The organism is Allorhizobium borbori, from assembly GCF_014196535.1.
In the GTDB taxonomy this organism is placed as follows: domain Bacteria; phylum Pseudomonadota; class Alphaproteobacteria; order Rhizobiales; family Rhizobiaceae; genus Ectorhizobium; species Ectorhizobium borbori.
Genome location: NZ_JACIDU010000007.1, coordinates 1 through 22,263, shown reverse-complemented (window position 1 = coordinate 22,263; position 22,263 = coordinate 1). Strand labels below are relative to the sequence as shown.

At 61.5% G+C, this 22,263-nt stretch carries 25 protein-coding genes; 15 read left to right on the top strand and 10 right to left on the bottom strand.

The window, feature by feature from the left end:
• Positions 1-45 precede the first annotated feature (45 nt).
• Entirely contained in the window at positions 46-678 is a 633-nt protein-coding gene (locus GGQ66_RS09775; RefSeq protein WP_183791949.1) for a TetR/AcrR family transcriptional regulator C-terminal domain-containing protein, read from the bottom strand.
• A gap of 171 nt (positions 679-849) precedes the next feature.
• Positions 850-1,314, bottom strand: coding sequence for an Lrp/AsnC family transcriptional regulator (locus GGQ66_RS09770; protein WP_183791947.1), 465 nt, complete (start codon positions 1,312-1,314; stop codon positions 850-852).
• Positions 1,315-1,471: 157 nt separating this feature from the next.
• Between GGQ66_RS09770 and GGQ66_RS09765 the strand changes: the two genes are divergently transcribed.
• A complete protein-coding gene (locus tag GGQ66_RS09765; RefSeq protein ID WP_183791945.1) occupies positions 1,472-2,182 on the top strand; it encodes an aspartate/glutamate racemase family protein in 711 nt (236 codons plus the stop codon).
• A gap of 6 nt (positions 2,183-2,188) precedes the next feature.
• On the opposite strand, the gene GGQ66_RS09760 is transcribed toward GGQ66_RS09765, so the two are convergent.
• Complete coding sequence (locus GGQ66_RS09760) at positions 2,189-3,085, bottom strand: AraC family transcriptional regulator (protein ID WP_183791943.1); 897 nt, start codon at positions 3,083-3,085, stop codon at positions 2,189-2,191.
• A gap of 176 nt (positions 3,086-3,261) precedes the next feature.
• On the opposite strand from GGQ66_RS09760, the gene GGQ66_RS09755 reads away from it, so the two are divergent.
• Positions 3,262-4,302, top strand: a complete 1,041-nt coding sequence (locus GGQ66_RS09755) for an NAD(P)-dependent alcohol dehydrogenase (protein ID WP_183791941.1) — start codon at positions 3,262-3,264, stop codon at positions 4,300-4,302.
• Positions 4,303-4,336: 34 nt separating this feature from the next.
• Here the strand turns inward: GGQ66_RS09755 and GGQ66_RS09750 are convergent, their stop codons facing one another.
• Positions 4,337-4,729: a winged helix-turn-helix transcriptional regulator gene (locus tag GGQ66_RS09750; RefSeq protein ID WP_183791938.1), complete on the bottom strand. Its 393-nt coding sequence runs from the start codon at positions 4,727-4,729 to the stop codon at positions 4,337-4,339.
• A 129-nt stretch (positions 4,730-4,858) separates the two neighbouring features.
• Here GGQ66_RS09750 and GGQ66_RS09745 point away from each other — a divergent pair, with 129 nt between their 5' ends.
• Positions 4,859-5,743 carry an SDR family oxidoreductase gene (locus GGQ66_RS09745; protein WP_183791936.1) on the top strand — a complete coding sequence of 295 codons (885 nt, stop codon included), beginning with the start codon at positions 4,859-4,861 and terminating at the stop codon, positions 5,741-5,743.
• Positions 5,744-5,812: 69 nt separating this feature from the next.
• Here the strand turns inward: GGQ66_RS09745 and GGQ66_RS09740 are convergent, their stop codons facing one another.
• Positions 5,813-6,565: a pyridoxine 5'-phosphate synthase gene (locus GGQ66_RS09740; protein WP_183791934.1), complete on the bottom strand. Its 753-nt coding sequence runs from the start codon at positions 6,563-6,565 to the stop codon at positions 5,813-5,815.
• A 239-nt stretch (positions 6,566-6,804) separates the two neighbouring features.
• Here GGQ66_RS09740 and GGQ66_RS09735 point away from each other — a divergent pair, with 239 nt between their 5' ends.
• Positions 6,805-7,926: a hypothetical protein gene (locus tag GGQ66_RS09735; protein ID WP_183791932.1), complete on the top strand. Its 1,122-nt coding sequence runs from the start codon at positions 6,805-6,807 to the stop codon at positions 7,924-7,926.
• 257 nt (positions 7,927-8,183) lie between these two features.
• Positions 8,184-8,738, top strand: coding sequence for a MerR family transcriptional regulator (locus GGQ66_RS09730; protein ID WP_183791930.1), 555 nt, complete (start codon positions 8,184-8,186; stop codon positions 8,736-8,738).
• A 69-nt stretch (positions 8,739-8,807) separates the two neighbouring features.
• On the opposite strand, the gene GGQ66_RS09725 is transcribed toward GGQ66_RS09730, so the two are convergent.
• Positions 8,808-9,935: an ATP-dependent DNA helicase gene (locus tag GGQ66_RS09725; RefSeq protein WP_183791928.1), complete on the bottom strand. Its 1,128-nt coding sequence runs from the start codon at positions 9,933-9,935 to the stop codon at positions 8,808-8,810.
• A gap of 177 nt (positions 9,936-10,112) precedes the next feature.
• Between GGQ66_RS09725 and GGQ66_RS09720 the strand changes: the two genes are divergently transcribed.
• From GGQ66_RS09720 to GGQ66_RS09700, 5 genes are read left to right on the top strand one after another with little or no spacing between them, the layout of a single operon-like run.
• Entirely contained in the window at positions 10,113-10,484 is a 372-nt protein-coding gene (locus GGQ66_RS09720) for a COG4315 family predicted lipoprotein (RefSeq protein ID WP_183791926.1), read from the top strand.
• Positions 10,468-11,019 carry an RNA polymerase sigma factor gene (locus tag GGQ66_RS09715; RefSeq protein ID WP_183791923.1) on the top strand — a complete coding sequence of 184 codons (552 nt, stop codon included), beginning with the start codon at positions 10,468-10,470 and terminating at the stop codon, positions 11,017-11,019. Before GGQ66_RS09720 ends, GGQ66_RS09715 begins: the two co-directional genes overlap by 17 nt.
• Positions 11,016-11,798 carry an anti-sigma factor family protein gene (locus GGQ66_RS09710; protein ID WP_183791921.1) on the top strand — a complete coding sequence of 261 codons (783 nt, stop codon included), beginning with the start codon at positions 11,016-11,018 and terminating at the stop codon, positions 11,796-11,798. The genes GGQ66_RS09715 and GGQ66_RS09710 overlap by 4 nt, the downstream gene beginning before the upstream one ends.
• A 47-nt stretch (positions 11,799-11,845) precedes the next feature.
• Positions 11,846-13,129, top strand: coding sequence for an SDR family oxidoreductase (locus tag GGQ66_RS09705; RefSeq protein ID WP_183791919.1), 1,284 nt, complete (start codon positions 11,846-11,848; stop codon positions 13,127-13,129).
• Entirely contained in the window at positions 13,129-13,608 is a 480-nt protein-coding gene (locus tag GGQ66_RS09700; protein ID WP_183791917.1) for a DUF2269 family protein, read from the top strand. The genes GGQ66_RS09705 and GGQ66_RS09700 overlap by 1 nt, the downstream gene beginning before the upstream one ends.
• Here the strand turns inward: GGQ66_RS09700 and GGQ66_RS09695 are convergent.
• From GGQ66_RS09695 to GGQ66_RS09685, 3 genes are read right to left on the bottom strand one after another with little or no spacing between them, the layout of a single operon-like run.
• Positions 13,605-14,618, bottom strand: a complete 1,014-nt coding sequence (locus GGQ66_RS09695; protein ID WP_370686324.1) for a capsular polysaccharide export protein, LipB/KpsS family — start codon at positions 14,616-14,618, stop codon at positions 13,605-13,607. The two genes, GGQ66_RS09700 and GGQ66_RS09695, sit on opposite strands and share 4 nt — an antisense overlap.
• Positions 14,619-14,654: 36 nt before the next feature.
• Positions 14,655-15,227, bottom strand: a complete 573-nt coding sequence (ilvN, locus tag GGQ66_RS09690) for an acetolactate synthase small subunit (protein WP_183791913.1) — start codon at positions 15,225-15,227, stop codon at positions 14,655-14,657.
• A gap of 22 nt (positions 15,228-15,249) precedes the next feature.
• The gene (locus GGQ66_RS09685) at positions 15,250-17,028 is read right to left on the bottom strand and encodes an acetolactate synthase 3 large subunit (RefSeq protein ID WP_183791911.1); all 1,779 of its coding nucleotides are present in this window, start codon (positions 17,026-17,028) and stop codon (positions 15,250-15,252) included.
• A 387-nt stretch (positions 17,029-17,415) separates the two neighbouring features.
• Between GGQ66_RS09685 and GGQ66_RS09680 the strand changes: the two genes are divergently transcribed.
• Positions 17,416-19,380 (top strand): ATP-binding protein, encoded by a 1,965-nt coding sequence (locus GGQ66_RS09680; RefSeq protein ID WP_183791909.1) that lies wholly within the window; start codon positions 17,416-17,418, stop codon positions 19,378-19,380.
• Between the two features lie 5 nt (positions 19,381-19,385).
• On the opposite strand, the gene miaA is transcribed toward GGQ66_RS09680, so the two are convergent.
• Positions 19,386-20,288 (bottom strand): tRNA (adenosine(37)-N6)-dimethylallyltransferase MiaA, encoded by a 903-nt coding sequence (gene miaA / locus GGQ66_RS09675; RefSeq protein WP_183791907.1) that lies wholly within the window; start codon positions 20,286-20,288, stop codon positions 19,386-19,388.
• On the opposite strand from miaA, the gene serB reads away from it, so the two are divergent.
• The 4 genes from serB to GGQ66_RS09655 form a co-directional block, all read left to right on the top strand.
• On the top strand, positions 20,287-21,177 hold the full coding sequence (gene serB, locus GGQ66_RS09670; protein WP_183791905.1) for a phosphoserine phosphatase SerB: 891 nt from the start codon (positions 20,287-20,289) through the stop codon (positions 21,175-21,177). The two genes, miaA and serB, sit on opposite strands and share 2 nt — an antisense overlap.
• Complete coding sequence (locus GGQ66_RS09665; RefSeq protein WP_183791903.1) at positions 21,174-21,767, top strand: GNAT family N-acetyltransferase; 594 nt, start codon at positions 21,174-21,176, stop codon at positions 21,765-21,767. The genes serB and GGQ66_RS09665 overlap by 4 nt, the downstream gene beginning before the upstream one ends.
• Before the next feature lie 39 nt (positions 21,768-21,806).
• Entirely contained in the window at positions 21,807-22,031 is a 225-nt protein-coding gene (locus tag GGQ66_RS09660) for a hypothetical protein (RefSeq protein ID WP_183791901.1), read from the top strand.
• Between the two features lie 49 nt (positions 22,032-22,080).
• Positions 22,081-22,263: helix-turn-helix domain-containing protein (locus tag GGQ66_RS09655; protein ID WP_370686323.1), on the top strand; the 183-nt coding region annotated here is incomplete at its 3' end.

Below are 22,263 nucleotides of genomic sequence, written 5' to 3'. Positions count from 1 at the left end.
ATGCAGCCCGCCCACGAGGGCTGGAACTGCGGTATCTGCAAGGCCTCAGGCGAGGCCATCCTCCCCCGCGCCGATATTGCGGCCATAGAGTCTCAAAAAGGCGGCGACGGCCTTGATCGAACGGTCTTCCGCATCGATTTCAGCCGCCTCGCCGAGAAGCATCCGCACATGGCTGTCGGAAACGACGAGACCGTAAAGCGTGCGATAGGCTTCCGCCGCATCGTCGAAGCGCAGGAAACCGGCGCGGCGACCCGCCTCAAGCAACGCCCGCGCCCGCCGGTCGATCTGCCGGCGGCCGCGCTCTAGCAGAAGACTGCCGAGCTTGGAACCCTCACGGCTCGCCTGCCCGATGGCCAGACGGTTCAACGCCAGAGAAACATCGCCGGCCAGAACCTTGAGCAGATCACGGGCGAAGATTTCCAGATGCTCGCGGAGATTTTGGGCCGTCAGGCGCTCGCCGTCCCGTTCGAAGGTGCGGACCTTGCTCTGCTGGAAGGAAATCATCGCCGCCAGCATGCCGTCGCGATCGCCGAACCACTTGTAGAGGCTTTCCTTGGAGCAGTTGGCCGCCCGCGCAACGCCGGCCGTCGTCAGCGCCTTTTCGCCACCATCGACGAGCAATTGCAACGCCTCGCCCAGAACAGCGCTCTGGCGCGGCGAAAATTCCGGCATCGGCATCGCATCTTCTGACAAGGCTTCCCTCACAGTCGTACTGTACGGTACGGTTCTTGATGTTTATATGCCGAAACGGATTGCTCCCGTCAAGCGGTTTGGCAGCAGGTTTCTTGCGGGAATGGCAAAAAAGCAGGCATCGGCGACTTTATGCGCCATGGGACCGGCAATACTGATTTACTCTGCGTAATTGACCGGGACGGAAAGCCCGGCTTTCAGCGTCTCCATCGAGATGGAGGCCGACACGTCGAAGAGTTCCACCTTGCGCACAAGCTGCTTGTAGATGACGTCGTAATGCTCGACCCGCGGCAGCACCAGCTTGAGGATGTAATCATAATGCCCCGTCAGCCGATGCGCCTCGACAATCTCCGGAATATCGGCAATGACCTTGCGGAACAGCTCGATCCAGTCGTCGGAATGATGCACGGTCTTCACCAGCGCATAGACAGTCGTCGGCACCCCCATCCTTCCTCGATCGAGAACGGCAATGCGCCGCGCCACGTAACCCGCATCCTCCAGCTTCTGGATGCGCCGCGAGCAGGCTGACAGCGACAGCGCCACCTGCTCGGCGAGATCCGCGACGGAAAGACCCGCATCCTCCTGCAGGGCCGCTAGAATCTTGCGGTCGCGATCATCCAGCATGGTGTGCCCCCTTTGTCTGGCGCAAATTATTTGCACGATTGCCCCAAATGACGCAACGTGATTGCGCTTACTCTCCATGAGCAGGCCAAGATTGCAAACAAACATCGCCAACCTGCTGCGATGATGAATCATGTGAAAACACGGCAAGGAGAACCGGATGCGCACGATCGGTCTTATCGGCGGCATGAGCTTCGAAAGCTCGGCGGTCTATTATCGCCTCATCAATGAAATGGTGCGCGAACGTCTTGGTGGCCTCGCCTCCGCCGAAGTCATCATGCATTCGGTCAACTTCGCCGACATCGTCGCCATGCAGAAGGCCGGTGATTGGGATGCCGCAGCCGATCGCCTTGCCCGCGCCGGCGAAGGTCTATGTGCCGCCGGTGCAAACTGCGTGCTCATCGGCACCAACACCATGCATCTGGTGGCCGATCAGGTTGCCGCGCGGCTGCGCGCCCCGCTCATCAACATCATCGATGAAACGAGCACTGCACTGATAGCGGCCGGCAGGAAGCGCCCGCTTCTGCTCGCCACCCGTTACACGATGGAGCACGGTTTCTATACCGACCGCATGCGCCGCCCCGGCCTGGATCCTGTGGTGCCGGACGAAACCGATCGCGCCACCGTCCATTCGGTGATCTTCGATGAACTTTGCGCCGGAAAGGTGCTGGACAGTTCCCGCGACAAGCTTCTCGCCATCATCGAAAAGGCAAGGGTCGCAGGCGCCGACAGCGTTATTCTCGGCTGCACAGAAATCTGCCTGATCCTCGACCCTGACGCCCTGCCGCTGCCGGGCTTTGATTCCACCACGATCCACGCGCGCGCCGCCGTCGATTTCGCCCTCAGCGAAAAGAACGCGCTGGCCGCCTGACACGCATCAGGAAACCCCGCCCGCCTCCATATCGCGGGCGGGCGACAGCCCGTAAAGCCGGCCATACTCGCGGGTAAACTGCGACGGGCTGCGATAGCCGACACAGAAGCCGGCGCTTGCCACATCCAGCCGCTCCACCATCATCAGTCGCCGCGCCTCATGCAGGCGCAGGCGCTTCTGGTATTGCACCGGTGTCATTGCCGTGACCTCCTTGAAGTGGTGATGGAACGAGGACACGCTCATGTTCACCCGCTCGGCCAAATCCTCGATGCGCAGCGGCTCGGCAAAGTTATCCCTGAGCCAGGCGACCGCCTTCGCCACCCGGTTGCTGCGACTGTCGGCAATCGCGATGTTGAGAAGCCGCCCGCCATCCGGTCCGGTCAGTACACGATAGAGAATCTCCTGCTGCAACAGCGGTGCCATCGCGGCAATATCTTCCGGTCTGTCGAGAAGTCGCAGCAGCCTGACAGCCGCATCGAGGATTTCCGGCGTCGCGGCATTGACCGCCATGCCCCGGCGACCGTCGTCACCGCGCACCGGTCTCGGCGCATCGACGCGCTTCAAAAGATCGGCCAGCATGGCATTGTCGATAATCATCGAGAAACAGAGATGCGGCGCTTCCTCGCTCGCCTCGGCAATCCGCCAGGCGACCGGCAGGTCCAGCGAGGTTACGAGATAATCGCCCCGACCGTAATGAATGGTCTCGGCGCCAAGCCTGACGCTTTTCTTGCCCTGCAGCACCAGCGCCAGACAGGGCCTGTAGCTGCCATGACACGGTTCGCTCGGCTGCGTCCGCTGGCTCAGGATAACGTTGCCAATCGGCGTCGGCGTGTCGCCACTGCCCTTCACATGGCGCGCGGCGATCGAAACGATTTCCTGAAACGGATTGAAGGGAAATGTCATGGCCTATCCTCGTGAACCCAACTCTATGTAGGGCGAAATGGCTCGCAGGAAACAAGCACCCGGATCGATTTTTGCAGGATCGTGCAAGAGGCTCGGAGGATCGGGGCTACGATTGCCCAACGTTGTCGGGCATGGTGCATCGTCTTCAAATCCCCCAAGAAAGAAGGAGATGCGCCATGCCCATCGCCAAAGGATATGCTGCAACCGATGCCTCGCAGCCGCTCGTGCCCTTTACGTTCGAACGCCGCGAGCCCAATGCTGACGATGTCGTGATTGCCATCAAGTATAGCGGCATCTGCCATTCCGACATTCATCAGGCCCGCAACGAATGGGGCTTCTCGAAATACCCCATGGTGCCCGGCCATGAAATCGCCGGCGTCGTGACGGCAGTCGGCGAAAACGTCACGAAGTTCAAGGTGGGCGATCACGTCGGCGTCGGCTGCTTTGTGGATAGCTGCGTCGGCTGCGCCACCCGCGATCTCGACAACGAGCAGTATATGCCCGGCCTCGTCCAGACCTATAATGACGTTGAAGCCGATGGAAAGACGCCGACCCATGGCGGCTATTCGGACTCCATCGTCGTCAAGGAGGGCTATGTCCTCTCCATTCCCGGCAACCTGCCGCTCGATGCCGCCGCCCCGCTTCTGTGCGCCGGCATCACGCTCTATTCGCCGCTTCGTCACTGGAAAGCCGGTCCCGGCAAGAAGGTCGCGATTCTCGGCATGGGCGGCCTCGGCCATATGGGCGTCAAGCTGGCGCATGCCATGGGCGCCCATGTGACCGTTCTCAGCCAGACCCTTTCCAAGAAGGAAGATGGCCTGAAACTCGGCGCGGACGAATATTATGCCACGAGCGACCCGGAAACCTTCAAGACACTGGCTGGTTCGTTCGATCTTCTGATCTGCACCGTCAGCGCGCCCATCGACTGGAACGCCTATCTCGGTCTCCTCAAGGTCGACGGCTCGATGGTCGTGGTCGGCGTGCCGGAACATCCGGTCCCCGTCCATGCCTTCCCGCTGGTCATGGGCCGCCGCAGCCTCTCCGGCTCAATGATCGGTTCGATCAAGGAAACCCAGGAAATGCTGGATTTCTGCGGTCAACACGGCATCGTCTGCGAAATCGAGACGATCCGGGCCGACCAGATCAACGACGCCTATGAGCGCGTTCTCAAAAGCGACGTGCGTTATCGCTTCGTCATCGACATCGCCACGCTCTGACAATCGAAACGGCGGGCCTCAACGCCCGCCGTCTTCACGCAGCATCATAACGAATCCGCGCTGCCCGAACGGCCTCGTGATTGCTCTCGGCCCAGTTGATGACGCCGGAAAGGGGAACCAGAAGGGAGCGCCCCAGCGGCGTCAGCGCATATTCCACACTCGGCGGCTTGGTGGGATAAACGGTTCGCGCCACAAACCCGTCCCGCTCCAGATCGCGCAGGGTCTGCGTCAGCATCCGCTGCGAAATATCCGGTACCGACCGGCGCAAATCGCTGAACCTGTAGGGCCGCTCCGAGAGCGAAATCAGAAGCAGCGGCGCCCACTTGCCGCCAATCTGGCCCATCACGTCGCGCACAGGACAATTGTTGAAATCCAGCGTTTCCAGTATGTCCAACCGGATGGCCTGCGACGACACGCGCGCGTCCATGGCAGTTCCCTTTTTGTAACCTTGGGCTAAAAAACTGCCTCCTTTACAAGCCGTCGTCAATTCCTATTTTGCACCTAGTCTCATTTTGAGAGCGCCAATCCCGGTGCTCGGGTCAAAAAAGGAAACGTCATGGGCAAGATCCTCGTCAGCGGCGCCGCCGGCAAACTCGGCTCCCTCGTCATCAAGCATCTGTTGGAAACGGAAAAGGTTCCGGCGGGCGATATCATCGCCGCCAGCCGCACCCCGGAAAAGCTCGCAGACCTCGCCGCCAAAGGTATCGAAACCCGCAAGGTCGATTTCAACGAGGCGGATGCACTGGCCGCAGCCTTCGCCGGGGTCGATAAACTTCTCATCATATCCACCGATGCTCTGGATGGCGAAGGCACCCGCCTGAAGCAGCACAAGGCGGCCGTTGCCGCTGCCAAGGCCGCCGGCGTCGGTCGCATCTTCTACACCTCGCTGCCGCGTCCGGACGAATCCGCCGTCCTCTTCGCGCCCGATCATCTCGGCACCGAAGTCGCGATCAAGGAAAGCGGCCTCTCCTACACCTTCTTCCGCAACAACTGGTATCAGGAAAACATTCTCTTCGCCCTGCCCCATGCGCTCACCACCGGCCAGTGGTTCGTTGCCACCGGTGAAGGTCGCATTCCCTATATCGCCCGCGAGGACGTGGCCCGCGCCATCGCCGCCGGCCTTGCCAGGACGTCGATCGAAAATGCCGTCTACACGCTCACGGGTGCGCAAGCCTTCACCGCGGAAGAAGTCGCATCAATCGTCAGCGAAGCGACCGGCAAGCCCCTCACCGCGATCCAGATTACCAATGAGCAGCTTGTCGAAGGCCTGAAGGGCGCCGGCTTCCCTGTACCGGTCGCGCTCACCTTCGCCTCCTTCGACGCCAACCAGCGCAAGGGCCTGTTCGAGCCGGTGACGGACGACTTCAAGGCGCTGACGGGCCGCGATCCCGTGCCGTTCAAGGCCTATGTGGCCTCGGCCAAGGCCGCCCTCGCCGGTTGAACGATCGAAGATTGAAACGACAAGACCCGCCTCACCGGCGGGTCTTTTTGTGTCGGCAATCCGAAAGGTTCAGACCGTCTGGCCGCAGGCGCGACGGAAGCGGCGCACTGTCTCCGCCATGCCGTAAATAAGCGCATCCGCCGTCAGCCCATGGCCAATGGAGACCTCCTCGATGAAGGGAATGCGCTTCACCAGCATCGGCAGGTTCTCGACCGTCAGATCGTGGCCCGCATTGACGCCGAGACCGAGCGAACGGGCACGCTCCGCGGTCTGGCCAAGCGCCTCGGCAATGCGCTTTGCCCGGTCGGCATCGTCATAACAGCCACCATAGGGCCCCGTGTAAAGCTCGATACGCTCAGCTCCCACCTCACGCGCCACTTCCAGCGCCTCGAGGCTGGTGTCGCCATCGGCAAACAGCGAGACACGAGCGCCATCGGCCTTCAATCGCCCGACCGTATCCTTCAGCAAAGCGCGGTTCGCCAGAAAATCCCAGCCATGATCGGACGTCGCCTGACGTGGATCGTCCGGCACCAGCGTCACCTGCTCCGGCTGGTTGATCCGGCACAATTCGATGAAATCGTCAGAGGGATAACCCTCGATATTGAACTCGGCGTGCGGAAATTCGTCATCGATCAGGGCGCGCAGCACGGGAAGGTCGCTGAAGCGAATGTGGCGCTGATCGGGGCGAGGATGGACCGTCAGACCCGCCGCCCCCGCCTCAAGCGCGATCCGGCCAAGCGCACGCAGATCCGGCCAGGGCAGATCGCGGCGGTTTCGAAGCATGGCGATAGCGTTGACGTTCACGGAAAGCGACACTGACATGATGGTTTTGTCCATATGGTAAAAAAATTTGGCGGTACCGGCCTGCAAACAACGCTAAAAATATCGTGATTGCAAGGTCTTCGCATGACGAAAGCCAACCCCCGCAACATTTGCCTTAAATCAGTCACCCGGCATGGATTGCATATATTTAAGCTAGGCCTATAAAAACGCGGGGGCGTACCGTGCGACACGCTTTCGCGAGAGAATGTCTCTCCTTAAAAGCAGTTCAAGAAAGCAGCATGACACATTCGTTGTACATCAATGCGGAGGCAGTGGAAGTGAGCGTGGAGAAAGTCCTCGCCAGCCAGACTTTCGCTCGCTCGGAAAAGCTCCGCAGCTTTCTCCGGTATGTTGTCCAGAAGGAACAGAGCGGTGCAGCGCAAGCCCTCAAGGGCTATTCCATTGGCGTTGATGTTTTCGGCCGACCGGAGGAATTCGATCCTTCGAGCGATCCGCTCGTGCGTGTCCAGGCCGGCAAGCTGCGCAAGCTTCTTGAGCGCTATTACGATACGGAAGGGCTGGATGATCCCATCCGCATCAGTATCCCGACCGGCGGTTATGTTCCCCAGTACAAGATGAACCGGCAGGAATGCCCGCCGCCGGCCGTTCTCCGGCAACTGATCATCGATCCGCAGCCGATCGAAGTTTTCGCCCAAAAACCGCTGCGGATGCGCCTTTTCGCCTACGCAGGGCTCACGGCGCTGAATCTGGCGCTTGCCGCCTTCAATCTGAACGCACTCGCCACCACCCCGCCCGCGCCACCCGCGCCCCTCCTCTCAGGAAGCCCCCCGCCGAGCACCCAGATCCCCCGTGTCGTCATCGATAATACCGGGCTGGATTCCAATCTGGCGAAAAAGCTCGAGGATACAATTCGCGAAGCTGGAAACCGGGAAGCAACAATCGACATCATGTCGGTCTCCGATGACCTCGCCTCCGCCGAAAACATGGATTCACGGCTTCGATTTCGCATTGCGGTGAAACCCGGCGCCATCGCCGGCAGTCTGGAAATGAGCCTTGTGCACGATGCCACCGGCGACATTATCTACCAGGCGTCCTACGATCTCTACGACAGCGACGCCACCACGCGACTGGAAACCATTGCTCTCGACCTCGCGTCATCAACCCTGCCGGTCTCAGGTGAAATCTACCGCTTTGCCGCACAACAGGGCATTTCCAGCGATCTGATGCAGTGCATGTCGCTGACGGAACTCTACAACAACACCAATGCCCGCCTCGCTTTCATCAACGCAAAAGCCTGCCAGAGGAAGCTCGTTCCCACCGGGCGGCCGGGAAACATCTACTCCAACCTCCGCATGCTTCGGGATGCAAGCCGCGACGCGCTGAAGCGCTCCAACGCATAATTTTCGCAACCGCAGCATTCTTCCCTTGACAGATTCCGACCCGCGACAACTTGGGGTCGGGGCGGCTGTCCGAATCGTGTTAACCTGAATTTGTTGAATGGTTTTGGGCTTTTGCTTGAAAAGGGGGACACATGGAGAATGCCGCCCAGCATACCGGACATACGACGTCGGGCCAAAGCGATACACCCTCCAGTCGCAAAATGCCACATATTGGTCTGCCGACACCTCTGCCGCCTGCTCCCCTGTCGATTGCCGACATGGCTGAACTGTTCGGCGTCACACACCGCACCCTGCATTTCTACGAGGAAAAGGGGCTGATCACGGCGAGCCGGGCCGGCGCGATGCGGGTTTACACCCATGACGACATCACGCGCATGGCCGTGGTCAGTGCCTGCCGCGAAGGCGGCATGCCCGTCGCCATCATTCAGGAAATGCTCGGGGCCATGAGCGAGGCGGAAACGCCGGAGGAAGCCGACGCGATTTTCCGCAACGCGCTCCTGTCCTGCAAGCGGGAACTGACCGCCGGCATTTCCACGATCCGCAGGCAGATGCAGCAACTGGAAAACCTGCTCAATCAGGTGGTGCCGGACTATCCCGACGAAGATCGATCCCGCCCGGCATTGGGCGAACGCGAAACGCAATGCCTGCAAATGATGGCGCGGGGCTTTGCCCTCGATCGCATCGCGGCGGCCTTCGACATTGCCCTGCCGGAAGCGGCCAACCTGGAACGGGAGATTATTGCCCGCTTCGGTGCCGCCAATCGCTCCCAGGCGATCGCCAAGGCCCTGATCGCCGGCATGATTTCAGACTGATCGAACGCCAGCAAGAAGGGGTGATGCAGGCGTCGCACGACATCCCGGCGCTTGTCCGGTCGGACCAAGTCACTGAACGATGGTCAGAGTCTCGGCTGCCCGCGTCACGGCTGTGTAGAGCCAGCGCTCACGACTGTCGCGGAAAGCAAAACTCTCATCGAACAAAACAACATTGTTCCACTGGGAACCCTGTGCCTTGTGGACGGTCAGGGCATAGCCGTAGTCGAACTCGTCATAACGGCGACGCGTCTGCCAGGGAATTTCGCCCTCCGGGTCTTCGAACACGGCCTTCAGCAACTTGATCTTGGCGGATCCACGATCCATGTCGTCGTCTTCGGGGCGGATCAGCAGATTGATACCAGGCTTGACCGTTTCCCGCGACGAACTCATGACCTGCCACAGCGAACCGTTGAGCAGCCCCTTGGCCGGGTCGTTGCGCAGGCACACCAGCTTGTCGCCGGATTGCGGATAGGCGGCGGTAAAGCCCTTGAGTTCGCGAAGCCTCTGGTTATACCGTCGGCGCGTGCGGTTGGTGCCGACGAGAACCTGATCGGCATCGAGCACCAGTTCCTGCGTCACATCTCGCTTGGAAATGACCTTGGCCGCGCCGTAATCGCCATAGGCAAGGTCCTGCCCCTCACGCACCCGCATGGCAAGCTGAATGATCGGATTGTCGCGCGCCTGACGGTGGATTTCGGTCAGCAGAAAATCGGGCTCGTGATCGGTGAAGAAACCGCCGCCCGAAACCGGGGGCAACTGCCCGGGATCGCCGAGCACGAGGATCGGCCGCCCGAAGCTCATGAGATCGCGCCCCAGCGCCTCGTCCACCATCGAGCATTCATCAATGACGATGAGCGCCGCCTTGGCGAGCGGGCTCTGGCGGTTGATGGAAAACATCGGCGTGACCGATGTCTTGCCCGTCACCTCGTCCTCCACCTCTTCCTCGCCCTTGGGGCGATAGATCAGCGAATGGATGGTGCGGGCATTCGATGCGCCGCGCGAGCGCAAAACCTGCGCCGCCTTGCCGGTAAAGGCGGCAAACAGCACGTCGCCATCCACATGCTCGGCAAAATAGCGGGCAAGCGTCGTCTTGCCGGTCCCGGCATAGCCGAACAGCCGGAACACGGGCGTCTTGCCGTCCTTCAGCCATTGCGAAACGGCCTTCAGGGCCTCATCCTGTTGCGGAGCGAATTGCATGAAAAGGGTTTGGCAGGATTCGAGCCCAAATCGCAACCTGAAAATAGAACGAAACCAGATCAAACACGATTTATCTTGTCTCAAGCAACTTTTTTCCCACGCTCGGGAATAAATCGGCGCCCTGCGGTGTCTTGATCCATGCGGTTGCCGATGACCGCCTCGATCCGGGAGATTCCCATGAAGACCCTTTATCTTGCGCCGCTGGCGCTTCTGCTTGGCGCCACCGCGGCTTTCGCTGCCCCCGTGAAGACCATGAAAACCGACAAGGGTGAAGTTCTTGCCGGTGAAAACGGCATGACGCTCTACACCTTCAAGAACGACAAGAAGGGTGAGTCCGTCTGCTACGACATGTGCGCCAAGAACTGGCCGCCGCTGATGGCCGCTTCCGGTGCGAAGGCCGATGGGGCATACTCGCTCGTCACCCGCAAAGACGGGTCCAAGCAGTGGGCCAAGGATGGCATGCCGCTCTATTTCTGGGTGAAGGACATGAAGGCAGGCGATACGACCGGCGATGGCATGAACGGCGTCTGGAATGTCGCAAAACCCTGACCCGACGAACCCCGTCCGCGAGGGAGCGGCCAGAGCGCCGCTCTCTTTCGAGGCCGAAATGCTGGCGCTTCTGCCGCAGCTTAGACGCTATTCCCGCAGCCTGACGCGCTCCGGGGAGGAGAGCGAGGATCTGCTGCAGGATTGCGTCGAAAAGGCGCTGGTGAACCGGGCGCAATGGCATGGCTCCAACCTCAAGGCCTGGGCCTGCCGCATCATGACAAACCTGCATTTCAACGCCCGCCGCACGCTGCGCCGCCGCCCCGCCGTCAGCATCGAGGAGGCGGAAACGCTGCCTGCGCCTTCCACCGAAGACCCGCTTGAGAAAGGCCGGCTGCAACAGGCCGTGCAGGCGCTGCCGCCCGATGCGCGCGCCGTGCTGATGCTCGTCGTCGTCGAAGGCTATGCCTACAGGGAGGTTGCCGAAATACTCGGCATTCCCGAAGGCACGGTCATGTCCCGCCTGTCGCGCGCGCGGCAGGCTTTGCGCGAAAAGATGCGGGAGGAGAACATTATCCCGCTGCGGAGAACGCAATGAACGAACAGACCCGCCCCACCGATGCGGAACTCAACGCCTATGTCGACGGACAGCTCGACGCGGAAGCCCGTGCCCGTGTGGCCCTTTATCTTGCCGATCATCCCGAGGATGCCGCACTGGTGGCCGACTGGCAGGCCCAGAACGACGACCTGCGCGCCGCCTTCGGTTCGTTCGAACAGTCGAGACCCGGTGACATCAACCTCCTCGTCCCACGCCCAGCACCCGGCTATTGGCAACCGCGCCGCCTGACCCTCGCTGCGGCCGCCGTACTGATCTTTGCTGCCGGCGCCCTTGGTGGTTATGCCACGCCGCGCTTTCCCACCACACCTTCGGAACGGCTCGCCTCCACCGACCTGCTGCCGACCGAGGCGCGCAACGCCTTCCTCGTCTATGCCAGCGAGGTCCGTCATCCCGTCGAGGTTTTCGCCGATGACGAGGCGCATCTGGCCGCCTGGCTGGGCAAACGTCTCGCGATGACCGACCTAAAGGTGCCGAACCTCCAGCCGCTCGGCTTCAGGCTCGTGGGCGGTCGCCTGCTGCCGGTCGGCGGGCAGCCCGGCGCGATGTTCATGTACGAGGATCAGACAGGTGAACGACTGACAGTGCTGATCGGACGCAACCGGGAAAACAAGGAAACCAGCTTCCGCTTTGCCTCCGCCGATGGCGTCGAAACCTTCTATTGGCTCGATCAGGACATCGGCTGCGCCGTCAGCGGCGAAATCTCCCGCGATATGCTCCGTCAGGTGGCCGACGCCGTTTACCGGCAATTGCCCGTGTAATCCGAAGCCGCTTTTCAGCCCCGGCTTTGCTGCCTAGTCTCGAAATCATGAAAATCCTGATTCTCGGCGCCACAGGCTTTATCGGCTCGGCCATTCTCGCCCGCCTTCTGGCGGAAGGTCATACGGTGACCGGGCTCGGCCGCGACCCCGCAAAGGCCAGACAACGCTTTCCCGGCGCCCGCTGGATCGCCGCCGATCTCGCACGGCTGGCCAAGCCGGAAGATTTCACTCCACTGCTCGAAGGTATGGATGCCATCATCAATTGCGCCGGCGCGCTTCAGGACGGTCAGGCCGACGATCTCCATGCGACCCAGCAGCGCGCCATGATTGCGCTTTATGAGGAAGCGAAACGGCGCGGCAGCCCCCTCATCGTGCAGGTTTCCGCCCGCACCGAAGGCGCGGCCGCCGAACTGCCCTTCCTGAAAACCCGCCGTCAGGCCGATGAAGCGCTGAAAGCCAGTGGCCTGCCACATGTCATCCTGCGTCCGGCACTCGTCATCGGACGAAACGCCCATGGCGGCACCGCGCTGCTGCGGGCTCTGGCCGCACTCCCCCTCATCCAGCCGCTCGTTCATGCCCACCAGCCAGTCGAAGCGGTGGCAATGGAGGATGTGACGAAGGCCGTCAGCATGGCGCTTTCAGGCGACATTCGCTCCGGCAGCGACCTCGGCCTTGCAAGCGGCGAGACGGCCACACTCGCCGATCTCGTTGCACTGCATCGTGGCTGGCTCGGCCTGCCCAAGGCCCGGGTCATGCCCCTGCCCGCCTTCATCGCCCGCCCGGTGAGCGGCATGGCCGATCTTGCCGGAAGGCTCGGCTGGCGCTCGCCGCTACGCTCCACCGCCATGGCGGTGATGTCGGAGGGAGTTATCGGCGACGGGTTCCTCCCCACCCCGTTTGCCTTCGCACCCATAGCCCGTGCGCTCGCGGAAAAGCCCTCCGGCGTTCAGGATCTCTGGTTTGCCCGGCTCTATCTGCTGAAGCCCATGGCCATCCTCGTCCTTTCGCTGTTCTGGCTCCTGTCGGGCCTCATTCCACTACTCGGCCCGTCGGTCGCCGCCGCACATTTCGCGCCCTTCATGTCGACTTACGCGGCCATGTCCGTAGTGCTTCTGACCTGTGCCCTCGATGTCGCATTGGGTCTTGCCGTGCTGTACCGCCCCTATGCCCGGCGCGCGCTTCTGGGAATGCTCACCGTCTCGCTCGCCTATCTCGGCGGCGGCACACTGCTCGAACCCGGCCTCTGGCTCGATCCGCTCGGCCCCTATGTCAAGGTCCTGCCCTCGCTCGCCCTGACGCTTGCGACACTTGCCATTCTGGATGAACGCTGATGGTCTATGAGGACATACTACGGCTTCTGCACGTCATCGGCGCCACGGTACTCTTCGGCACCGGCGCGGGCATCGCCTTCTTCATGGTGATGGCCCGGCGCACAGGTAATCCGGCGCTGATTGCCCATGTCTCGGAAACCGTGGTGATCGCCGATACGCTGTTCACCGCCACCGCCGTTCTGCTCCAGCCGATCACCGGTGCGCTGCTGGCGCTCGAAATCGGCTGGCCGCTGACGGAGGGCTGGATCGTGCTGTCGCTGGCGCTTTATGTGCTGACGGGCCTGTTCTGGCTGCCGGTGGTCTGGATACAGATCAAGCTGCGGAACATGGCCCGCGAGGCCGCCTGCGCCAAAACCGAACTGCCCGCCCGCTGGCATCGTCTCTACGCCGTCTGGTTTGCCTGCGGCTTTCCGGCCTTCCTCGCGGTGGTCGGCATTCTCTGGCTGATGCTGAACCGGCCGTCGCTGACCCTGTTTTAGTCGATGCCAAGCCGTGCGCGCTCGGCAGCCAGCGTTTCGATCGCCTGGAACACGTCGATTTCCCGCCAGCCCGTGGTTTCCCGATAAATCGGGAAATGTCCGAAGGCAGCAGCCACGAGTTGATCGAGGCTCGGGCGTGCCTGTCGGCGCGTGGCCACCACGGACCGGACCGGCTCATCGAAGCGGTCATCCGTCAGTCCCCAGCCGGAATAGAACGGCGCCGCATAGCAACGCACCGGCAGGCCGCGCAACAACGCATCGAGCCCGAACTGGCTGGACATGGTCCAGACCTCGTCCACTACATCAAGAATGGAGGCCGCGGATACGGGCTCGGCGTGCAGCAAAACGCCCGGCATCGTCGCTGCCTTTTCGGTCAAATAACCCTTGCGGAAGCCGGCCATCACATCCGGATGGGTTCGCACGATACACTGCGCGCCGCTCGCCACCGCGTCCGCCAGCATCCTGTCGAAGGCAGCGGGCGATCCGCCAGCCGACGGCACCGATACATCGCCGAACACCTGATCGACCAAAAGGATGCGCCGCTTGCCCGTGCGCTCGAACGCAACGGTGCGATGCGGCAGATTGTTGTATTTGGACAGCCGGTTGGCAATGATCGCCTCGCGAATAGCGCGCCCGAAATCGCCCTCCGGTCCTCCGGCAGCACCGGCGATCAAGCGCTCCAGCCGCGAAGGGGCAAAGGCATTGACCGCCATGCCGAGATCATCGATCGAAATGGAAATCGGCAAGGACTTTTCCTTGCCGAGGCCGACGGAGCGCAGGAACCCGTCCTCAAGGTTCCAGAACGGTATGCCGCGCAGCCGGGCAACGGCGCGGGCGATCTGTGCCGGCACACGCCCACCCCACAAAACGATGCCGCCTATACCCGACGACAGCGTGGATCGAAGCGGCTTCCCCCCGAAATAATGGTGAAGCCAGGGAAAATCCTGCCGGACGAAGCGGGTCGCACCGATGCGGGTTCCGGATGAAGGTATCCAGTCCTTGTCCCGCACCGCCGCCACTCCCGTTTGTCTGTCCGGCTTCGGACCTTACATGCCCTGCGGGCCGCGGTTCACGGCCGCGATACCGCTCCGGCAGATTTCAATGAGGCCGAGCGGCCTCATGATCGCCACGAACTGGTCGATCTTGGCAGACTTACCGGTGATTTCGAAGACGAAATGCTCCACGGTCGCATCCACCACCTTGGCGCCGAAGGAATCGGCCAGACGAAGCGTCTCCGAGCGGGCCTCACCCGTGCCGGCGACCTTCAGCAGCGCCACTTCACGCTCGATGGGGCGCTCCTGACCGAGTTCGATGGCGCGGGTCGTCAGGTCCACCACCCGGTGAACCGGAATGATGCGTTCGAGTTGCGCCTTGATCTGCTCCAGCACCGTGGAGGTGCCGCGCGTGACGATGGTGATGCGCGATAGGTGCGCTTCATGCTCCGTCTCCGAAACGGTCAGGCTTTCGATGTTGTAGCCGCGTCCCGAGAACAGGCCGATAACACGGGCAAGGACGCCCGGTTCGTTATCGACGAGAATCGATAGGGTGCGGGATTCGATGGCCTGCTTCTCCTTGGCGATGAAGTAGGCGGAGCCGGTCGGCTGATGCTGTGCGTTCATGATGGTTTCTCCACGTTCCGGCTTAAACGAGCTGGCGGCCCTTGGCGTCGATGGCGTTAGCGACTGCCTCGTCGGTTGCTTCGTCGGGCAGCAGCATGTCGTTATGGGCGCGGCCCGAGGGAATCATCGGGAAGCAGTTGGCCAGATTGGCGACGCGGCAATCGAAGATGACCGGCTTCTTGACGGCAATCATCTCTGCCAGCGCACCGTCCAGGTCCTCCGGCTTTTCACAGCGCAGGCCAACGGCGCCATAGGCTTCCGCCAGCTTCACGAAGTCCGGCATCGCTTCCGTGTAGGAATTCGACAGGCGATTGCCGTGCAGAAGCTGCTGCCACTGGCGCACCATGCCCATGTACTGGTTGTTCAGGATGAAGATCTTGACCGGTGCATTGTACTGCACCGCGCAGGACATTTCCTGAATGCACATCTGGATCGAAGCATCACCGGCGATATCGATGACCAGCGCATCCGGATGCGCGATCTGCACGCCGATAGCCGCCGGGAAACCGTAACCCATCGTGCCGAGACCGCCCGAAGTCATCCAGCGGTTCGGCGCCTCGAAACCGAAATACTGGGCCGCCCACATCTGGTGCTGACCGACTTCGGTGGTGATGTAGGTGTCCTTGCCCTTGGAGGCCTCATAGAGCCTCTGGATGGCATATTGCGGCATGATGACATCGTTGCTGGGGGTGTAGGCCAGCGAATTGCGCGCACGCCAGCGGGCGATCCCCTGCCACCATTCGGCAAGGCGGGCCTTGTCCGGCGTCGTCACGAGCCCCTTCCACTGGCTGACCATTTCGGCCAGCACCTTGGTGATGTCGCCGATCACCGGAACATCGACGCGAACGGTCTTGTTAACCGAAGACGGATCGATATCGATGTGGATCTTCTTGGAATTCGGTGAGAAGGCGTCGAGGCGGCCGGTGATACGGTCATCGAAACGCGCGCCGATGCAAACCATGACGTCGCAATCGTGCATCGCCATGTTGGCTTCATAGGTGCCATGCATGCCCAGCATTCCGAGCCATGCCTCGCCCGATGCCGGATAGCAACCGAGCCCCATCAGCGTCGAGGTCACCGGAAATCCGGTCAGCGCGGCGAGTTCGCGCAGCAGCCTGGTGGCCTCAGGGCCGGAGTTGACGACGCCACCGCCGGTATAGAGGATCGGGCGACGGGCATTCGCCATCAGCTCGACGGCGGCGGCAATGGCGTGCGGGTTGCCTTCCGTCTTCGGCTGGTAGCTGGTCTGGATCTTGTGCTTTTCCGGCGGAACATAGGTGCCCTTGGCGAACTGGACGTCCTTCGGAATATCGACGACGACCGGACCCGGACGACCGGACTGGGCAATGCGGAATGCCTCATGAATGATGCGGGCGAGATCGTTGACGTCCTTGACCAGCCAGTTGTGCTTGGTGCAGGGGCGCGTGATGCCGACCGTATCGCATTCCTGGAAGGCGTCGGAACCGATCAGCGTCGTGGGAACCTGGCCGGAAATGCAGACGAGCGGGATCGAATCCATCAGCGCATCCTGCAACGGGGTGACGGCATTCGTCGCACCCGGACCAGACGTGACCAGCAACACCCCAACCTTGCCGGTGGAGCGGGCATAACCTTCCGCCGCATGACCCGCGCCCTGTTCGTGGCGAACGAGAATGTGCTGGATTTCTTCCTGCTGGAAGATCTCGTCATAGATCGGCAGCACGGCGCCGCCCGGATAGCCGAAGATATGTTCGACGCCGTTGTCCTTCAGCGCCTGCAGGACGATTTCCGCGCCCGTCATCTGGTTCTCTGTCGCTGTCATGCCTTTGTCCGTTTCTTCTCGAAGTTTGGGATCGTTGCGGGCATAAAAAAAGGCCCCCTGGAGGAGCCTCGTTTAGCGCATGGGTGGCTACCGCCGGATGGTTACACCATCCTGCCCATGCGCCGTCCCACTACGATAAGGTTTGCGAAATTTTTCATGGGTGTTTTGTTAGACGCAAACACCGCTTCCGTCAACGCCTGCCAGCCTGAAAAACAGGCGACCAAAGCATTATCTGCCACCGTTTTCGCCACAAGCGCGCAATAGCTACACCAGTTATTAAATGAGCCGGGGTAATGATCTCGCAACATTGGGTTTGGACGGTTGCATGAAGCCCGCCCAGCATTTCTCATGATGAGGAGCATTCAATTGTTCGGAGACGGCTACGATATGCCCGCACCTAACGACGACTCAGAGCGCCGTGTTGACCGACCGGGCAATCGGCTTCTGGGGCGCATCGTCTCATGCAACGGCGCGCGGGCAACGATCGCCGCCATTGCGGAAAAGGGCGGCACGGATCTGACCGAACTCTGGTCCGTCGGTCGTTTGATTTCCATTTCCGTTGGCGACAACCGCGTCGTGGCGCTGGCCTATTCCATGCGCACCCAACAGGGCGGATGGGAGGAAGCCGTCGACATTCCCTTCGAGATCGAAGTCGAAATTCTGGGCGAGATCCGTCCGGGTCCGGATGGGCAGTCCACCTTCTCGACCGGCATTTCGCGCTATCCCTATCTCGGTGCTGTCGCCCATCGCATTCGCGCGGCCGATCTGCGCTGCATCTACGACGCCAACAAACGCGAAAACTGTTGCGTGGGTCGCCTGTCGCAGGACGAATCCATCGAGGCGACCATTCATATCCCCTCGATGCTATCCAAACACTTCGCCATTGTTGGCTCCACAGGTGTCGGCAAGTCCACCGCCGTCTCGCTTCTGCTGCACAAGGCCATCCAGTCCGACCCCAAGCTGCGTGTCCTCATTCTTGATCCGCACAATGAATTTGCTGCCGCCTTTCCCAACCATTCCGTCGTCATCGACACGGACAATCTCGACCTGCCCTTCTGGCTGATGCGGCTTGAGGAATTCGCCGAAGTTCTGTTCCGTGGCCGGCCGGCCGTGCCGGAAGAACTCGACTTCCTGCGCGATCTGCTGCCCGAGGCCAAGAAGGCTTTCCGGGGCGGCGATTCCGCACTCATGCGCCGCCAGAGCGAAAAGACCGCGACCATCTCCGCCGATACGCCGGTACCATATCGCATGGCGGACCTGCTGGCGTTGATCGATGATCGCATTGGCCGCCTCGAAGGCCGCAGCGAAAAGCCGTTCCTGCGTTCGCTGAAGATGCGCATCATCTCCGCGATCAACGATCCGCGCTACCACTTCATGTTCTCCAACAACACGATCAGCGACACGATCATGGAGACCATCGCGCAGATCTTCCGTATTCCCGGCGATGACCGCCCGATCTCCACCTTCCAGCTCGCCGGCATTCCCTCCGAAGTCGTGAACTCGGTGGCTTCCGTTCTGTGCCGCATGGCGTTTGAACTGGCGCTCTGGTCGAATGGCGCAATCCACATGCTGGTTGTGTGCGAGGAAGCGCACCGCTATGTGCCCGCCGATCCCAATCTCGGCTTCTTCCCCACGCGTCAGGCCATTGCCCGCATTGCCAAGGAAGGCCGCAAATACGGCGTGTCGCTCGGTGTCATCACCCAGCGCCCGAACGAACTGGACCAGACGATTCTTTCCCAGTGTTCGACGCTGTTTGCCATGCGGCTGGCCAACGATCTCGACAAGGACATCATCCGTTCGGCCATCCCGAACTCCTCCATCTCGACCACGAACTTCCTCTCCTCCATCGGCAACGGTGAAGCCATCGCCTTCGGGGAGGCCATCGCCATTCCCATGCGCATGCGCTTCGAGCGCGTGAAGGAAGACAATCTGCCCAAGGCCAACAGCGCCGTCCATCGCGACATCGAGGAAATGTCCGATCAGGTCGATCTGCGCCGGATCGTCGGTCGCATGCGCGGCGTATCGTCCGGCCCGGATATCAGCGCCTTCCAGGCCTCCTATTCCCAATATATGAGCGAACGCGAACAGGGTGCCGCCGATACCCGAAGCGAAGGCGATATCTTCAGCGCCAACAGCGAACGCGATGTGACTGCCTGGCAGGATGAACTACGCCGCGAGCCGGTTGCCCCGCGTGATGATTTCAAGACGCCCCCGTCATCGCTCTATCGCGCGTCACCGCCACTCGATCCCTCGATGGGCGGCGCGTCGTCGCTGCGCAGGGATGCACCACGCCCCTCGCTGCGCGAAAGCATTCTCAAGAAGCCGCTCAGCAGCCTGCGCGATCCCGACTGACGGGTTTACGGCGGGGGCGCGATCCGCTGCCAGCTCTCGTCCATCTGGTTGCGGAACCAGGTCATCTGCCGCTTGGCGTATTGCCGAGTAGCGGCCGCGCCGCGCTCCTCGACCTCGGCGCGGCTCATCGTGCCATCGATGAGGGCGGCAATGTCTCGCACGCCAATGGCCTTCATCACCGGCAGATCGTCAGCGAGCTTCAGCGCCAGAAGCGCCTGCACCTCGTCTTGCGCGCCCTGATCGAGCATCAGGCCGAAGCGCCGGTTGATCCGCTCGTGCAGCACCTCTCGCTCCGGAAGAACCACGAATTTCGCCGCCCGCGCCGGATCGACCAGCATCGGCCCGGCCTTGCCCTGAAAGGTACGGATCGAACGACCCGTTGCCTCCAGCACCTCCAGCGCCCGCACGATACGCTGACCGTCCGCCGGCTGAAGCACCGCTGCCGTTTCTGCGTCGCGGGCGCCAAGTTCGGCATGAAGAGCCTCCGGCCCTTCTTCCTTCAGGCGAAGCCGCACCCGGCAGCGAATGTCCTGATCGATCTCCGGCATGTCCGAAAGTCCGCCGGTCAACGCCCTGAAGTAAAGTCCGGTGCCGCCGACAAAGACCGGCAACCGGCCTTCGGCTTTCAATGCGCGCAGCAACGTCTCCACATCACGCAACCATTCACCTGTGGAATAGGAACGGCTGGCGGATACATGGCCGTAAAGCCGGTGCGGTGCGGCGGCCTCTTCCTCCACGGGGGGGCGGGCCGTCAACACCCGCAATGTATCGTAGACCTGCATGCTGTCTGCATTGATGACCGTGCCATTATACCGACAGGCCAGATCAAGCGCCAAAGCGGACTTGCCGCTGGCCGTCGGCCCGGTTATCAGAACGGCATCCAAATCGTCGTCAAGGTTTATCGTCATGGGCCTAGTTGCCACGCTGATCGCCAATCCGTCAAATCCCGTTCTTACGCCGGCATTCGGTGAGAAGGCTGCGGAGACCGCCGGTTCGAAATCGCTTTACTGGCTGGCCAATGGTGTGGCCTGCGATATTCCCCTGCCCGATTTCATTGATCCGGACAAGGCCGAGGCCGCCATCCGGGCGCTGATCGGCACCGACCCTGTCGACCTCGTCATCCAGCAGGCGGAAACCCGCCGCAAGAAGCTCCTGATCGCCGATATGGATTCGACCATGATCGAGCAGGAATGCATCGATGAACTGGCCGCCGAAGCCGGTCTCAAGGAAAAGGTGTCGGAAATCACCGCCCGGGCCATGAACGGTGAAATCGCCTTTGAACCGGCGCTGCGCGAGCGCGTCGCCCTTCTAAAGGGGCTGCCGGTCTCCGTCATCGGCGAGGTTATCGAAAAGCGCATCACACTGACGCCGGGCGGCCGCGAACTCATCGCTACCATGAAGGCGAAGGGTCATTACACCGCACTGGTCTCCGGCGGCTTCACCGCCTTCACCAGCCGCGTGGCGGAAATCCTCGGCTTCCATGAAAACCGCGCCAATCTGTTGATCGAGGATGACGGCAAGCTGGCCGGCATCGTCGCCGACCCCATTCTGGGGCGCGAAGCCAAGGTCGATGCGCTGAACGATATTGCAGCCACCCTCGGCATTTCTCCGGACGAAGCGATTGCGGTGGGCGACGGCGCCAACGACCTCGGCATGCTGCATCTGGCCGGCTCCGGTGTGGCGCTGCATGCCAAGCCCTCTGTCGCCGCCCAGGCGAAGATCCGCGTCGATCACGGCGACCTCACCGCACTCCTTTACATCCAGGGCTACCGCAAGTCCGATTTCGCGACGGCATGAGCAACACCGGTGACATCCTGGAGACCGAGCGTCTGCGGGTTCGAAACTGGCAGGAAAGCGATAGGCCGCTGTTTTACGAAATCAACAGCGATCCGAAGGTGATGGAATTCTTCCCGCATCGGCGCTCCGTAGAAGAGGCCGATGCCTTCATGGGCAAGGTGGCAAGCGAGATCGCTACCACCGGTTATGGCGCCTATGCACTGGCGCTAAAGGATACCGACGAGCCCATCGGCTTCTGCGCGCTGATGCCCGCCGCCATGCCCGGCCTTTTTCCGGAAGAAACCATCGAAATCGGCTGGCGGCTGGCCGTCCGCTTCTGGGGCAAGGGCTATGTGACCGAAGCAGCCCGCACCCTTCTGGATTACGCCTTCGATGTGAAGAAGCTCGACGCCGTCGTTTCCTTCGCCGTTCCGGCAAATCGCCGCTCGACGGCGGTCATGGAACGCCTTGGCCTCACACGCATGCCGGCCATGGATTTCGACCATCCCCGCGTGCCCGACACACACCCGCACCTGAAACGTCACGTCTTCTACGCGATAACGCGTAAAGCATGGTTGAAACGACGAAAAGGCGCTCCCACGTCAGACTGAGCTCAAGGGAACCGTCAGGGTTAGAAGGAAGGCGATTGTATGGACACCGGGCACACTGCCGCCCAGCTTCTCCATTTCGGCCTGCCGCTCCTTGGAGCCGTGGTCCTCGTCGCACCGGAAACACTGCGGCTTTACCGGAAATACGGCCTCAGCCTGGCTATCGCCGTCGGCCTTTGCCTCACCGCCATGGCTTTCGTATGGACCTCAGCCTTGCGCGTGACGCTGCTTGACGCACCCAGGGGCATTCCCCTGCTAGGTGTTTAGTCCCGGCATTTGATGGTGCATTATTCAGCCATGAATGGAGGGATGCGCTATGGGTCAAATTCTACACGGGAGCGCCCGCACGACAGAGGCAGTCCGTCGAGCGATACAACATAGTCAAGAGAGCCTGAGGGTTCTGGCGAAGCGCTATGGGATTAACCAGAAGACAGTAGCTAAGTGGAAGCGGCGCACGGCGGTGAAGGACCTGCCAACCGGTCCGAAAGACGTGCGCTCG

Excerpts from the sequence above, each read along its gene's own strand:
- GGQ66_RS09775 (WP_183791949.1), bottom strand. The coding sequence starts at position 678 with ATGCCGATGCCGGAATTTTCGCCGCGCCAGAGCGCTGTTCTGGGCGAG.
- GGQ66_RS09770 (WP_183791947.1), bottom strand. The coding sequence starts at position 1,314 with ATGCTGGATGATCGCGACCGCAAGATTCTAGCGGCCCTGCAGGAGGAT.
- GGQ66_RS09765 (WP_183791945.1), top strand. The coding sequence starts at position 1,472 with ATGCGCACGATCGGTCTTATCGGCGGCATGAGCTTCGAAAGCTCGGCG.
- GGQ66_RS09760 (WP_183791943.1), bottom strand. The coding sequence starts at position 3,085 with ATGACATTTCCCTTCAATCCGTTTCAGGAAATCGTTTCGATCGCCGCG.
- GGQ66_RS09755 (WP_183791941.1), top strand. The coding sequence starts at position 3,262 with ATGCCCATCGCCAAAGGATATGCTGCAACCGATGCCTCGCAGCCGCTC.
- GGQ66_RS09750 (WP_183791938.1), bottom strand. The coding sequence starts at position 4,729 with ATGGACGCGCGCGTGTCGTCGCAGGCCATCCGGTTGGACATACTGGAA.
- GGQ66_RS09745 (WP_183791936.1), top strand. The coding sequence starts at position 4,859 with ATGGGCAAGATCCTCGTCAGCGGCGCCGCCGGCAAACTCGGCTCCCTC.
- GGQ66_RS09740 (WP_183791934.1), bottom strand. The coding sequence starts at position 6,565 with ATGTCAGTGTCGCTTTCCGTGAACGTCAACGCTATCGCCATGCTTCGA.
- GGQ66_RS09735 (WP_183791932.1), top strand. The coding sequence starts at position 6,805 with ATGACACATTCGTTGTACATCAATGCGGAGGCAGTGGAAGTGAGCGTG.
- GGQ66_RS09730 (WP_183791930.1), top strand. The coding sequence starts at position 8,184 with ATGGCTGAACTGTTCGGCGTCACACACCGCACCCTGCATTTCTACGAG.
- GGQ66_RS09725 (WP_183791928.1), bottom strand. The coding sequence starts at position 9,935 with ATGCAATTCGCTCCGCAACAGGATGAGGCCCTGAAGGCCGTTTCGCAA.
- GGQ66_RS09720 (WP_183791926.1), top strand. The coding sequence starts at position 10,113 with ATGAAGACCCTTTATCTTGCGCCGCTGGCGCTTCTGCTTGGCGCCACC.
- GGQ66_RS09715 (WP_183791923.1), top strand. The coding sequence starts at position 10,468 with ATGTCGCAAAACCCTGACCCGACGAACCCCGTCCGCGAGGGAGCGGCC.
- GGQ66_RS09710 (WP_183791921.1), top strand. The coding sequence starts at position 11,016 with ATGAACGAACAGACCCGCCCCACCGATGCGGAACTCAACGCCTATGTC.
- GGQ66_RS09705 (WP_183791919.1), top strand. The coding sequence starts at position 11,846 with ATGAAAATCCTGATTCTCGGCGCCACAGGCTTTATCGGCTCGGCCATT.
- GGQ66_RS09700 (WP_183791917.1), top strand. The coding sequence starts at position 13,129 with ATGGTCTATGAGGACATACTACGGCTTCTGCACGTCATCGGCGCCACG.
- ilvN (WP_183791913.1), bottom strand. The coding sequence starts at position 15,227 with ATGAACGCACAGCATCAGCCGACCGGCTCCGCCTACTTCATCGCCAAG.
- GGQ66_RS09685 (WP_183791911.1), bottom strand. The coding sequence starts at position 17,028 with ATGACAGCGACAGAGAACCAGATGACGGGCGCGGAAATCGTCCTGCAG.
- GGQ66_RS09680 (WP_183791909.1), top strand. The coding sequence starts at position 17,416 with ATGCCCGCACCTAACGACGACTCAGAGCGCCGTGTTGACCGACCGGGC.
- serB (WP_183791905.1), top strand. The coding sequence starts at position 20,287 with ATGGGCCTAGTTGCCACGCTGATCGCCAATCCGTCAAATCCCGTTCTT.
- miaA (WP_183791907.1), bottom strand. The coding sequence starts at position 20,288 with ATGACGATAAACCTTGACGACGATTTGGATGCCGTTCTGATAACCGGG.
- GGQ66_RS09665 (WP_183791903.1), top strand. The coding sequence starts at position 21,174 with ATGAGCAACACCGGTGACATCCTGGAGACCGAGCGTCTGCGGGTTCGA.
- GGQ66_RS09660 (WP_183791901.1), top strand. The coding sequence starts at position 21,807 with ATGGACACCGGGCACACTGCCGCCCAGCTTCTCCATTTCGGCCTGCCG.